The 12,806-nt window shown below is 64.5% G+C and carries 13 protein-coding genes and 1 pseudogene; 3 read left to right on the top strand and 11 right to left on the bottom strand.

Features of this window, described 5'->3' with window-relative positions:
• A pseudogene (locus H8A92_RS36620) lies at positions 1–264 on the top strand (DEAD/DEAH box helicase); the annotation flags it as partial.
• Positions 265–579: 315 nt separating this feature from the next.
• Positions 580–1,647 (top strand): GGDEF domain-containing protein, encoded by a 1,068-nt coding sequence (locus H8A92_RS36615; protein WP_229200146.1) that lies wholly within the window; start codon positions 580–582, stop codon positions 1,645–1,647.
• A 39-nt stretch (positions 1,648–1,686) separates the two neighbouring features.
• Here the strand turns inward: H8A92_RS36615 and H8A92_RS36610 are convergent, their stop codons facing one another.
• The 8 genes from H8A92_RS36610 to H8A92_RS36575 all read right to left on the bottom strand — a co-directional run bounded on the left by H8A92_RS36610 (position 1,687) and on the right by H8A92_RS36575 (position 9,368).
• Positions 1,687–2,166 (bottom strand): TfoX/Sxy family protein, encoded by a 480-nt coding sequence (locus tag H8A92_RS36610; protein WP_229200145.1) that lies wholly within the window; start codon positions 2,164–2,166, stop codon positions 1,687–1,689.
• A 224-nt stretch (positions 2,167–2,390) separates the two neighbouring features.
• Positions 2,391–2,780, bottom strand: a complete 390-nt coding sequence (locus H8A92_RS36605) for a HesB/IscA family protein (protein WP_229200144.1) — start codon at positions 2,778–2,780, stop codon at positions 2,391–2,393.
• A 74-nt stretch (positions 2,781–2,854) separates the two neighbouring features.
• A complete protein-coding gene (locus H8A92_RS36600) occupies positions 2,855–3,226 on the bottom strand; it encodes an SUF system Fe-S cluster assembly protein (RefSeq protein WP_229184093.1) in 372 nt (123 codons plus the stop codon).
• Complete coding sequence (locus H8A92_RS36595) at positions 3,223–4,470, bottom strand: cysteine desulfurase (protein WP_229200143.1); 1,248 nt, start codon at positions 4,468–4,470, stop codon at positions 3,223–3,225. The genes H8A92_RS36600 and H8A92_RS36595 overlap by 4 nt, the downstream gene beginning before the upstream one ends.
• Entirely contained in the window at positions 4,467–5,789 is a 1,323-nt protein-coding gene (gene sufD, locus H8A92_RS36590; RefSeq protein WP_229200142.1) for a Fe-S cluster assembly protein SufD, read from the bottom strand. The genes H8A92_RS36595 and sufD overlap by 4 nt, the downstream gene beginning before the upstream one ends.
• A 17-nt stretch (positions 5,790–5,806) precedes the next feature.
• On the bottom strand, positions 5,807–6,559 hold the full coding sequence (gene sufC, locus H8A92_RS36585; RefSeq protein WP_229200141.1) for a Fe-S cluster assembly ATPase SufC: 753 nt from the start codon (positions 6,557–6,559) through the stop codon (positions 5,807–5,809).
• 60 nt (positions 6,560–6,619) lie between these two features.
• Entirely contained in the window at positions 6,620–8,116 is a 1,497-nt protein-coding gene (gene sufB / locus H8A92_RS36580; protein ID WP_212014123.1) for a Fe-S cluster assembly protein SufB, read from the bottom strand.
• Between the two features lie 94 nt (positions 8,117–8,210).
• Positions 8,211–9,368, bottom strand: a complete 1,158-nt coding sequence (locus tag H8A92_RS36575) for a cysteine desulfurase family protein (protein WP_229200140.1) — start codon at positions 9,366–9,368, stop codon at positions 8,211–8,213.
• 448 nt (positions 9,369–9,816) lie between these two features.
• On the opposite strand from H8A92_RS36575, the gene H8A92_RS36570 reads away from it, so the two are divergent.
• Complete coding sequence (locus H8A92_RS36570) at positions 9,817–10,464, top strand: alpha/beta hydrolase (protein ID WP_016843213.1); 648 nt, start codon at positions 9,817–9,819, stop codon at positions 10,462–10,464.
• A 57-nt stretch (positions 10,465–10,521) separates the two neighbouring features.
• Here H8A92_RS36570 and H8A92_RS36565 read toward each other — a convergent pair whose 3' ends face one another.
• The 3 genes from H8A92_RS36565 to H8A92_RS36555 all read right to left on the bottom strand — a co-directional run bounded on the left by H8A92_RS36565 (position 10,522) and on the right by H8A92_RS36555 (position 12,718).
• Positions 10,522–10,851: a DMT family transporter gene (locus H8A92_RS36565; RefSeq protein ID WP_212014125.1), complete on the bottom strand. Its 330-nt coding sequence runs from the start codon at positions 10,849–10,851 to the stop codon at positions 10,522–10,524.
• A 3-nt stretch (positions 10,852–10,854) separates the two neighbouring features.
• A complete protein-coding gene (locus H8A92_RS36560; RefSeq protein ID WP_229200139.1) occupies positions 10,855–11,532 on the bottom strand; it encodes a glutathione S-transferase family protein in 678 nt (225 codons plus the stop codon).
• Positions 11,533–11,614: 82 nt separating this feature from the next.
• Positions 11,615–12,718 carry an anhydro-N-acetylmuramic acid kinase gene (locus H8A92_RS36555; protein ID WP_229200138.1) on the bottom strand — a complete coding sequence of 368 codons (1,104 nt, stop codon included), beginning with the start codon at positions 12,716–12,718 and terminating at the stop codon, positions 11,615–11,617.
• Positions 12,719–12,806 lie beyond the last annotated feature (88 nt).

The following is a 12,806-nucleotide window of genomic DNA, read 5'->3' as shown; positions in this document are numbered from 1 at the left end:
CGCGAACCGCGTCACGGTGAACGCGAGGCGGGTCACGCTGAGCGCGAGCCCCGTCACGACCAGGAGCCCCGCCGGGAGCGTGCAGCCAAGCCGGAGCGCGAGCCGCGCCAGGGCCGCAACACGTCACCGCAGGCCACCCCGTCGCACGTGCCGTCGATCGGGCGTGCCGAGCCGCGGCGGACGCAGCGCGAAGTGGACCACGAGCCCGCCGATCACTCGCACCTGCCCGCCTTCTTGCTGCGACCTGTGCGCGCACGCGCGTAAGGCTTGCTCTGATGCCGCCGCGCCAGCGGCGGTCGTCCGGGAAATCGGTGTTGTCGCCGATGACCGACAGTCGCGCCGATCCGCCGCGTTTGAAGCAAATGCACGCAGTTTCCGCATCGCAATGGCTAGCCAGCGAAGGCGTCTGAACGCCGCGCTCGATCCGCGACGGAATCGGGCTCGTATGACGATAGTCGCGGCCAAATCCCCGTAGTTCCACTGTTTACCTTGCTTTCACTCTCGTCCCGTACCTTCGCGCCAATAATTTAGTTATTGCTGCCGGGCATGACCGGCATTGCGGGCATTGAGGACGTAACAGTGGTCAAGCTGCTGGACGAACACGAACGTACGTTGGCTTTTGCCGAAGTCGCGCTTGGTCAGATCCGCTCACTTCGCCAGACCGCAGTCCCCCGCAACTATGAAATCTGGTACGTCTACGCGACCGGATACAACGCACCGCTCAACAAGGTCATCAACGAGACGCTGGCGCGCAGCGGCAAGCTCAGCGAATCCGATCTCGAGCAGATCTACGAAACCTATCTCTCGCACATCAAGACCTCGGACCGCATCGACAAGGTCGGCGCGCGCGTCATCGGCGAGATCGATGCCGTCATGAAGCTGATCACCGACGCGCTCGGTGTGTCGGCCACATACGATGCAAGCCTTGTCGGCGCCACCAGCAAGCTGGCCACCGCGACCACCCGCGATCACATCAAGGTCATCGTCGACAGCCTGACCAAATCGACGCGCGAGATGCGCGAGACCAATCAGGCACTGGAGAACCGGCTCGCGCTGTCGAAGTCGGAAATCAGCGACCTGCAACACAGCCTCGAGGCGATCCGCGCCGAGAGCCTGACCGATCCGCTCACCGGCCTCGGCAACCGGAAATATTTCGACCGCTCGATCGACATGGCGGTGCAAACTGCGCTCGCCAGCAGCGAGCCGCTGTCGCTCCTGATGTTCGACATCGATCACTTCAAGTCGTTCAACGATTCCTACGGCCATCTCACCGGCGACCAGGTGCTGCGGCTGGTGGCGCAATCGCTGAAGCAGACCATCAAGGGCCAGGACATCACCGCCCGCTACGGCGGCGAAGAATTCGCTGTCGTGCTGCCCAACACCGCGCTGCGCCAGGCGCTGACGGTCGCCGACCACATCCGCCGTGCCGTGATGGCCAAGGAGCTGAAGAAGAAGTCGACCGGCGAGATCCTCGGCCGGGTCACGATCTCGGTCGGCGTCTCCATGCTGAAGCCGGCTGACGACACGGACTCCCTGATCGAACGCGCCGACGCTTGCCTCTATGCCGCCAAGCGCGCCGGCCGCAACCGCGTGATCTGCGAGGCCGATCCGGAATACAGCGCCGAGACCCAGACCCGCGTGGCGTGACCTCCTACCATCCGTTGAGACGCGCGCAATGCGCGCTGCTCAGGATGAGCCCTTCCGCTTTACCCGTCCCTTCTGAGCCTTGGACGGCTTCGCAGCCGCTTTCCTCGCCGCGGCCTTCTTGCCCGCGCTCTTCTTCGCAGCAGCCTTCTTCGCCGGCGTCTTCGACTTTCCCGCAGCGGCCCGTTTCCTCGGCCGCTTGCGCAGCGCGGCGCGCTGGGCGGCGCCGAGCGCCAGGCGCGCCCAGACCGCAAGCTCCTCGACATCGTCGAACAGCCGCGCCGGCAGCTGCCAGTAGGAGTTCACCGTGACGGTTCTGTCCCGCGTCGTGTACTGGAACGGCTTGCAGCCTTCCGCCTCGAACTGCGGAACGGTCGCCTCGTCGGCGCGGAAGTAGAGCCCCGCCCGCAAGGCGAGCGCAAAGTTAGTGCCGTCGGCCGAGATGCCGTAGCCGGAGAACATCCGGCGCAGCTTGACCGGGCCGAAATCGGCGAACAGGTCGGTGAGAAATTCACGGTCCATGTGGCCATCGCCCCGCCTTGAGCGCTCACGGTAACGAGCGCGCCCCTATCCACGTCATTGCGAGCCAACGGGTCGCGCAAACGCGCGCCCGATGACAGGCTCCGCGAAGCAATCCACCCAACCGCATATGCGGACCTATGGATTGCTTCGTCGCTATCGCTCCTCGCAATGACGCCGGATGGAATTGGTGATTGCGCCGCGGAGTCCGGCGTTCCCCTGAACTTCTAAACCGTCGCCGGCTTGAGCTGCACCGATTCGCCGCAACCGCAGGCGGAGACCTGGTTCGGGTTGTTGAACACGAACTGGGCCTGCATCCTGTCGGCCACGTAGTCCATCTCGGTGCCGAGCAGGAACAGCACGGCCTTTGGATCGACCAGGATCTTCACGCCCTTGTCCTCGACGACTTCGTCGGTCGGACGGATCTCGTGGGCGTATTCGACGGTGTAGGATTGTCCGGCGCAACCGCCGTTCTTGATGCCGACGCGTAGGCCGACGATCTCCGAGTCGGCGCGCTTGGTCAGCTCGGTGATCCGTTCCGCCGCGGCATCGGTCAGCTTCATGACCTGCGGGCGCGGCCGCTTCGGCTTGGCTGGGGTCGGTGAAACTTGCGTCATGTCACTCATGTGGTCAGTCCCAGCGGCAAATCAATTGCCTGATATTCCGAGGTTAAGCTCGATCCCCTAACGCATCACCACATATTGAGGACGAGGCGCGCCTCGTCCGACATCCGGTCCGGCGTCCAGGCCGGATCCCACACCAGATTGACGCTCACGACGCCGACGCCGGGAACGCTGGCAACCGCGTTCTCCACCATCTGCGGCAGCTCGCCGGCAGCCGGGCAGTTCGGCGTGGTCAGCGTCATCAGGATGTCGACCGAGCGATCATCCTTGAGATCGACCTTGTAGATCAGGCCGAGCTCATAGATATCGGCCGGGATTTCCGGGTCGAACACCGTCTTCAGCGCCGCGACGATCTCGCCGCTCATGCGCTCGGTCTCCTCCGCGGGCAGTGCCGAGGTGGTTTCCATGGAGGCCGTCTTGACTTCGGCTGTATCGGTCATGCGAACAATTCCCGCGCCTTGATCAGCGCCTGCGCCAGCTGGTCGACTTCTTCCCTTGTATTATACATCCCGAAGGATGCGCGGCAGGTGGCCGTCACGTTGAACCGCTCTAAAAGCGGCATCACGCAATGCGTGCCGGCGCGCACTGCGATGCCCTGGCGGTCGATCACGGTCGCGACGTCGTGGGGGTGCGCCCCCTTCATCTCGAAGGAGATCACCGGGCCCTTGTTGCGGGCGGTTCCGATCATGCGCAGCGAATTGATCTCGCGCAGGCGATCCTGCGCATACGTGAGCAGGTCATGCTCGTGTGCGGCGATGCGCTCCTTGCCGATCGAATTGACGTAGTCGATCGCAGCCCCCAGCCCGATCGCCTCGACGATCGGCGGCGTGCCGGCCTCGAACTTGTGCGGCGGATCGCCATAGGTGACCCAGTCCTTGGCAACTTCACGGATCATCTCGCCGCCGCCGTTGAACGGCCGCATCGCCACCAGATGCTCGTGCTTGGCATAGAGCGCGCCGATGCCGGTCGGCCCGTACACCTTGTGGCCGGTGAAGGCGTAGAAGTCGCAGTCGAGGTCCTGGACGTCGATCGGCAGATGCACCGCACCCTGCGCACCGTCGACCAGCACCGGAATGCCGCGGGCATGCGCCAGCCGGATTACGTCCTTGACCGGAACCAGCGTGCCGAGCGCATTCGACATCTGGGTGATCGCGACGATCTTGGTGCGGGCGGTGAGGAGCTTCTCGAACTCCTCGATCAGGAAGTTGCCTTCGTCGTCGACCGGCGCCCACTTGATCACGGCACCATGGCGCTCCCTGAGGAAATGCCACGGCACGATGTTGGAGTGGTGCTCCATGATCGACAGGACGATCTCGTCGCCCTCCTTGATGTTCACCCCGCCCCAGGACGACGCCACGAGGTTGATCGCCTCGGTGACGTTGCGGGTGAAGACGATCTCTTCGTTGCGTCGGGCATTGATGAACTGCGCGACCTTGCCGCGCGCGCCTTCATAGGCCTCCGTCGCGGCATTGGCGAGGTAATGCAGGCCGCGATGCACGTTGGCGTATTCGCTCTTGTAGGCTTCGGTCATGCGATCGAGCACCGCATTCGGCTTCTGCGCCGAGGCTGCGTTGTCGAGATAGACCAGCGGCTTGCCATAGACCTGCATGGCGAGCGCCGGAAAATCGTGCCGCACCAAAGCGACGTCGTAAGAACCGTTGGCGACCGCCTTGTGCATGCTCACGCCCTCGCTTCCAGCCAGCGCTGCGCGGTGGCAATCGCCACCTCGCGCAACGCGTCGCTAACGATGGTCTCGATCGCCTCGCCGACAAACGCCTGGATCAGCAGCGCCTGCGCTTCCTTCTCCGGCAGTCCGCGGGCGCGCATGTAGAACAGCAGGCTCTCGTCGAGCGCGCCGGTGGTCGCACCGTGGCCGCAGGTGACGTCGTCGGCGAAGATCTCGAGCTCCGGCTTGTTGTCGGCTTCCGCGTCGTCGGACAGCAGCAGCGCGCGGGTCATCATCTTGGCGTCGGTCTTCTGGGCGTCCGGACGGACGATGATGCGGCCCTGGAACACGCTATGGGCGCGGTCGTCGACCACCGCACGGAAGATCTCGCGGCTCGCGCAATGCGGCACCGCGTGATCCATGAACAACGTGGTGTCGGCGTGCTGCTTGCCGTTGATCAGGTTGACTCCGTTGGTCTCGACCTTCGAGCCCTCGCCGGCGCAGGTCACCGTCAGCTGATAGCGGCTGACATGACCGCCCGAGGTCAGGCCGAACGTGTTGAAATGGGCGTGCGCACCGAGCGACACCGTCGCCGAGGAAATGTTGAAGGCATCGACGCTGTCTTCGACCAGACGCACGTGATCGAGCCGCGCATTGTCGCCGATCGAAACGATCAGCCCGTCATGGGTCTGGTAGGCCTTGGCGCCCTCGCCGGCGAGATAGCTCTCGACCAGCGTCACGCCGGCATCGCGGCCGAGCCGGAGCAGCGAGCGCGTGAACATCGCGACCGGCGCCGTGCCCGATGCGACATGGACGATGTGCAGCGGCCGGGTCAGCACCGTGCCGTCGGCGATGTCGACGACGACGCCATCGGTCGCCATCGCGCCGTTCAGCGCGATCATCGGATTGGCGATGTCGGACGCAATGGCCTGTGCAGAGAGAGCAGCATCGCCGGCATCGAGCACCTCGCGCAGCGGGCGGACGCTGAGGCCCTTCTCTAGGCTGCCGAGATCGGACAGGTCAGCCGCGAACGCACCGTCGACCAGCACCAGGCGGCGCACGCCATCGATCGCCCGCAGCTCGATCGCGGCCGTGGCGCGATCCAATGCAGCGGCATCCGGCGCAGGCGCCAGCGGCAACACCTCGCGCATCAGCGCGCGCAGGTCGGTGTATTTCCAGTCCTCGATCCGGCGATGCGGCAGGCCTGACCGTTCATACGCCTCGAACGCCTGCTGGCGCTGATCGACGATCTTGCCCTTGCCCGGAAGACGGTCGCGCACGGCGGTGAATGCATCGCCCAGCGCGCGCCCGGTCTCGGTCTTTGCGACAACGTTCATCTGAGAACCCGTTCTTATCAGGCAGCGTCTTCGAACTGCGCGTAACCGGACTCTTCCAGCTCCAGCGCCAGTTCCTTGCCGCCGCTCTTCACCACCCGGCCCTTCGACATCACGTGCACGACATCGGGCACGATGTAGTTGAGCAGCCGCTGGTAGTGAGTGATCACGACCATCGCGCGCTCCGGCGAGCGCAACGCGTTGACGCCGTCGGCCGCAATCCGCAGCGCGTCGATGTCGAGGCCGGAATCCATTTCGTCGAGGATACAGACGGCCGGCTCGAACAGCGCCATCTGCAGGATCTCGTTGCGCTTCTTTTCGCCGCCGGAGAAGCCGACATTGACGCCGCGCTTCAGCATGTCCTGCGGAATGTTCAGCGACTTGGCGACCTCGCGGACCTTCTTGAGGAAGGCCGGCGACGAAATCTCGTCCTCGCCGCGCGCCTTGCGCTGGGCGTTGAGCGCCGCATGCAGGAAGTTCCAGGTGGTCACGCCGGGGATCTCGACCGGATACTGGAACGCCAGGAACACGCCCTTGGCGGCGCGCTCGTTGGGCGCCATCTCCAGCAGGTCTTCACCCTTGAACAGGATCTGGCCGCCGGTGACTTCATAGCCGGGCTTGCCGGCGATGACGTGGGAGAGCGTCGATTTGCCGGAGCCGTTCGGCCCCATGATCGCGTGCACCTGGCCGGGGTTCACCGTGAGCGACAGCCCGTGGAGGATCTCGCGCTCCTCGACCCGAACCTTGAGATCTTTCACTTCAAGCAGAGACATCTGATTTTTCCTGAGCATCATCCGCAAGGCGCGCATCGGACGCGCCCTTCAGCGGATGGATTAGCCAACCGAACCTTCAAGGCTGATCGAGATCAGCTTCTGCGCTTCCACCGCGAACTCCATCGGCAGTTGCTGCAGCACGTCCTTCACGAAGCCGTTGACGACGAGGCCGACGGCTTCTTCCTGCGAGAGACCGCGCTGGATGCAGTAGAACAGCACGTCCTCGGAAATCTTCGACGTCGTCGCTTCATGCTCGAACGTCGCCGAGGAATTCTTGGCCTCGACATAAGGTACGGTGTGCGCGCCGCATTTGTCGCCGATCAGGAGCGAGTCGCAGGCGGTGTAGTTGCGCGCGCCGGTCGCCTTGCGATGGGCGCTAACCAGGCCGCGATAGGTGTTCTGCGACTTGCCGGCGGCGATGCCCTTGGAGATGATCCGGCTCGACGTGTTCTTGCCGAGGTGGATCATCTTGGTGCCGCTATCGACCTGCTGGAAGCCGTTCGAGATCGCGATCGAGTAGAACTCGCCGCTCGAATTGTCGCCGCGCAGGATGCAGCTCGGATATTTCCAGGTGATCGCCGAACCGGTCTCGACCTGGGTCCAGGAGATCTTCGAATTCCGGCCGCGGCAATCGCCGCGCTTGGTGACGAAATTGTAGATGCCGCCCTTACCCTCGGAATTGCCGGGATACCAGTTCTGCACCGTCGAATACTTGATCTCGGCGTCATCGAGCGTGACGAGCTCGACCACCGCGGCGTGCAGCTGGTTCTCGTCGCGCTGCGGCGCGGTGCAGCCTTCGAGATAGGAAACGTAGGAGCCCTTGTCGGCGATGATCAGCGTGCGCTCGAACTGGCCGGTGTTGCGCTCGTTGATGCGGAAATAGGTCGACAGCTCCATCGGGCAGCGCACGCCCGGCGGCACGTAGACGAACGAGCCGTCGGAGAACACCGCCGAATTCAGCGTCGCGAAGTAGTTGTCCGAGGTCGGCACCACGGTGCCGAGATATTTCTGCACCAGTTCAGGATGCTCGCGGATCGCCTCCGAGATCGGCATGAAGATCACGCCGGCGGCCTTCAGCTCCTTCTGGAAGGTGGTCGCAACCGATACCGAATCGAACACGGCATCGACCGCGATCTTGCGGTTCGGTGTCTGCGGTCCACCCGGCGGCGGCTCGACGCCCTCAAGGATCGCGACCTCACGCAGGGGAATGCCGAGCTTCTCATAGGTCTTGAGGATCTCAGGATCGATCTCGTCGATCGAGGACAGCGTCTTCTTCGGCTTCGGCGCCGCGTAGTAGTAGATGTCCTGATAGTCGATCTTCGGATAGTCGACGCGCGCCCAGGTCGGCTCGGTCATGGTCAGCCAGCGGCGATACGCCTCCAGGCGCCACTCCAGCATCCAGGCCGGCTCATTCTTCTTTGCGGAGATGAAGCGGACGGTGTCTTCCGACAGGCCCTTCGGGGCCTTGTCGGACTCGATCTGCGTCTCAAACCCATATCGATACTGGTCGACGTCGATGCGCCGGACGCGCTCGACCGTCTCTTGTACAGCAGGCATTCAATCCTCCGCTCGCGGTTTCAAGGACCGCGGTGGATCTCAAGTTCAGAAAATCTCTTACGATGCTTTGAAGACGAAATCCGCTTAGAACAGTTCAAGCTGTGTTTCGTCGTTCCCCCTTAACTAAGGTATCGGCGAGCTTTCGCCAAGCCTTGAGGGTCAAATCCACGTCTGTCTCCGTGGTAGACCAGCCAAGACTGAGCCGCACCGCTCCCTGGGACACTTCTGAACGGTATCCCATTGCCTCTAAGACGTGAGACGGCTGGACCTTGCCCGACGAGCAGGCGGAACCGGAGGAGACCGCGATTCCCCCGAGGTCGAACCCGATCACCGCCGTTTCGGCCTTCATTCCCGGCGCGGTGAAGAGAACGGTATTCGGCAACCGCTTGACGTCATCAGAGAACACCAGCACGTCCGGCGTCTGCCGCAAACCGTGCTCAAGCCGGTCGCGCAGGCCCCTGACGCGGGCGGCATCGGCCTTCAGCGCCGCCATCGCGGCCTTCGCGGCTGCACCGAAGCCTGCAATCCCTGCGACATTCTCGGTGCCGGCCCGCCGCCCGAGCTCCTGCCCGCCGCCGCGCAACGCAGCCTCCAGCCCCTCGACGCCTTCGGCAAGCACCAGCGCACCTGCGCCCTTCGGTCCGCCGATCTTGTGCGCCGACAGCGTCAGGAGGTCGGCCCGGGTCGAGGCGAGATCGAACGGGATCTTGCCGAACGCCTGGATCGCATCGACATGCAGCAGGCCGCCGGCCGCGTGCACAATCTCGGCGACGTCAGCCACCGGCTGAATGGCACCGGTCTCGTTGTTCGCCAGCATCACCGAAACCAGGGCGGGCGGACCATCCGCCAGCAGCACGCGCAGGTGATCGAGATCGATCACACCCACGCGCGTGACATTGATCGCCGCAATCGCATCAGCCGCAAACCGTCCGCCCGCGAGCACGGATGCGTGCTCGATCGCGGACGCCAGGAGGCGCCGCACCGGTGCGCCCGCTCCGCGGCGCAATCCCGGCGTCAATGCCAGCGCATTGGCCTCGGTCCCGCCGGAGAGAAACACGACGTCCTGCGAGCGGCCGCCGACCGCCTTGGCCACCACCCCACGAGCATCCTCGACAAGCCGGCGCGCGCGGCGTCCCTCGCTGTGCACCGAGGACGGGTTGCCGCTCAATTCCCACGCGGCCGCCATCGCCGCCTTCGCCTCCTGGCGAAGCGGTGTCGTGGCATTCCAGTCGAGATAGACGCGATCGGCCATGGAAGTCGTCCGCCGCAATCACCGTGGTTGCGGCCTCCACTGCGACATAACGACAGTCGGGCATCGAGACCAGATCAGAGTGACCTGCGCTGGAGATTTTTCGCTCTCGCGCGAGCCTCGCCGTGTTGCCAGGCAAGACATCGCGGCGCCCTGCGCGCGATAGCAATGTGACAAACCAAAACTTCAGGTAGCCAGCGCACAATTCGGCGTGTCGATCGCGATCGCCGCCGGCACACGCGTCACAGAACGGATTCGCGCCGGCCAAGCGGCACAATTTCCTTGATTTTTGCCCCTTGCGTCATGCTAGAAGGCCCTCCAGCGTGCCGCCCGGCGGTGCCTGCGCCGAATTCATCATGAGCCGCCCTGTTCGCGCCCCGTCGCTGAAGATGGCTCCAACCGGTTGATTGATCGACGTCAATCAAGGGAACGCGTCAATCAAAGGAACACAATGCCTGAAGTTATTTTCACCGGCCCTGCTGGCCGTCTCGAGGGTCGCTACCATCCGGCCAAGCAGAAGAACGCGCCGATTGCGATGATCCTGCATCCGCATCCGCAGTTCCACGGCACGATGAACCATCAGATCGTCTATCAGTGCTACTACGCGTTCGCGCATCGCGGCTTTTCGGTGCTGCGCTTCAACTTCCGTGGCGTCGGCCGCAGCCAGGGCTCGTTCGATCACGGCACCGGCGAATTGTCTGACGCCGCGAGCGCGCTCGACTGGGCGCAGGCGATCAATCCGGAGGCGCGTGCCTGCTGGGTTGCGGGTTTCTCGTTCGGCGCATGGATCGGCATGCAGCTTCTGATGCGCCGGCCGGAGGTCGAGGGATTCATCTCGATCGCGCCGCCCGCCAATCTCTACGACTTCTCGTTCCTCGCGCCCTGCCCGTCATCCGGTCTGATCGTGCACGGCGACAAGGATGCCGTGGTGCCGCCCAAGGACGTCAACACGCTGGTCGAAAAGCTGAAGACGCAGAAGGGCATCGTGATCGACCAGCAGGTCATCCCCGGCGCCAACCATTTCTTCGACGGCAAGCTCGAGCCGCTGATGGAGACGGTGACCGGCTATCTCGACATGCGCCTCGCCAACGTGCGCTGACGATAACGCTCGTGTAGTGCGGATGGCGCTTCGCTCCATCCGCGCTAAGGAGCCCGCTTACTCCGGCGCGAACTTCAGCGCCGCAATCCCGATCAGCACCAGCGCGATCCCCGCGACCTTCATCGGGTTCAGCGCCTCGTTGAACAACAGCACGCCCATCGCGAGCGTGCCCGCCGCGCCGATGCCGGTCCATACCGTGTAGGCGACGCCGACGCCGAGCACCTGCAGGGCGCGCCCGAGCAGGAACACGAACGCGGCGAGCAGCACCAGCGACACCAGGGTCCAGCCGAGCCGCGTGTAGCCTTCGGCGTATTTCATCGAGATCGCCCAGCCGACGTCGAGAAGACCGGCGACCACGAGCGCGATCCAGGCAAGCGAGTGCGACATGGCTCAGGCGGCAAGCTTCAGCATGTGCGCGCGATGGCCGACCAGGAATGCGTGCAGCAGCGCCGGATAATCTGGCGAAACCGCGCTGCGTACGCTCGGCCGCTGGGCCAGCGCGCTGCGCCAGGCGCGAAGTTTCGGCGTGTGCGTGAACACTGCAAGATCGGTCAGCTGGTCGAACAAATCGAAATAGCGGAAGATCGGCGCGAACACCGCATCCACCAGGCTGAACTTCTCCCCCGCGAAGAACGGACCGGCGCCGAGCGCCGCCTCGACACGCGCGAATTTTGCGGCGACCGCCTGCCGCTTGCTCTCGAACGCCGCAGCATCGGTGGCGGTCTCGAGCCCCCAGAGATCGCCGAGAATGGCCGAACCAAATTCCATCCAGGCGCGATGCTCGGCGCGGGTGAGCGGATCCTGCGGATGCAGCTTGGCGCCGGCCTGCGTCTCCTCGATGTACTCGCAGATCACGTTGCTCTCGAACAGCGCAACCTCCCTGCCGTCGTCACCGGTCACGACCAGCACCGGCACCTTGCCGAGCGGCGAGATCTTCAAGAACCAGTCCGGCTTGTTGGCGAGATCGATGTCGATCCGCTCGAACGGCACGCCCTTCTCATGCAGCGCGATGACAGCGCGTTGCACATAGGGGCAGAGCTTGTGGCTGATCAGCTTCAGGGCGGCCATGACGAACCTCGCATTCAATGCAACTGCATCTAACTAAATGCAAGGGCATGGAACTGTCAAGGTAGATGCATTTGCATCTAAATCACGGTCGCGCGATGATGCCCCCGGTCATCGGGATCGGCACCCCCGTCGTTGTGGGGTAGCTCAGCGGCAGCCCCTTCATGCCGCGCGCGGCAAGGAAGCCGAAGGCCTGCGCCTCGATCGCATCCGCGGCCCAGCCGAGCGCCTCGGCGGGCTCGACGGTTGCCGGCGCCAGGCGATCGCGCAGCATCCGCATCATCGTCAGATTGGAGGCGCCGCCGCCGCAGACGATCCAGCTCTTCGGCGCCTTCGGCAGCAGCGGCACGATGCGCGCGATCGCGGCCGCGGTGAAAGCGGTCAGCGTCGCGGCCCCATCGGCCGGCGCCGCGGCGGCGAGCTTGAGGCTGGCGAAATCGTTGCGGTCGAGCGATTTCGGCGGCGGCAACGCGAAGAACGGCAGCCTCAAGGCTTGTGCGATCCAGGCCTCGTCAGGCTTGCCCAGCGCCGCGAACTTGCCGGCAGTGTCGAACGGCTGATGCATCTGGCGGAACATGAAGTCGTCGAGCAGCGCGTTGCCGGGCCCGGTGTCGCAGGCGATCAGCGTATCGGCGCCGTCGATATAGGTGATGTTGGAGACGCCGCCGATATTGACCACGACGATCGGCCCCTCGCGGTGCAGCGATTGCGCCAGCGCGCGGTGGTACACCGGCACGAGCGGCGCGCCCTGCCCGCCGGCGTCGACGTCGGCGGCTCGGAAATCATGCATCACCGGGATGTGGATCGCCCGGGCAAGCGCCAGCGCGTCGCCGATCTGCACCGTCAGCCTGCGCTCGGGGCGATGCAGCACGGTCTGGCCATGGAACCCGACGATGTCGATCTCCTGGGGAGAAATCCGGTGCTGCGCCGAGAAGCTGGCGACCGCCTGGGCATGAGCCGACGTGACGGCTTGCTCGGCCTGCCGCAAGATCCCCGGCCGGGCGTCGCGCTGCGATAGATGAACGGCCTCCGTCAGCGCCTGGCGCAGCAGGCTACGCTCGCCGTCGGTATAGGGCCGATAGCCCGTGGGTCCGAAGGCCTTGATCTGGCGGCCGTCGGTCTCGATCAATGCCACATCGACCCCGTCGAGCGAGGTACCGCTCATCAGACCGAGTGCCGTTAGCATCATGTTGGAAGCGCCCCAGCCGGGAACCCCCGGCTTGTCTCAAACAAGTACATCCTATAATGCCACTGCGCGTCCGCCTGCGGCAGCCTCA

It is taken from the genome of Bradyrhizobium acaciae, assembly GCF_020889785.1.
In the GTDB taxonomy this organism is placed as follows: Bacteria; Pseudomonadota; Alphaproteobacteria; order Rhizobiales; family Xanthobacteraceae; genus Bradyrhizobium; species Bradyrhizobium acaciae.
Note: the sequence above shows the minus strand (reverse complement) of the source record. Positions and strands in the feature narration are given on the sequence as shown.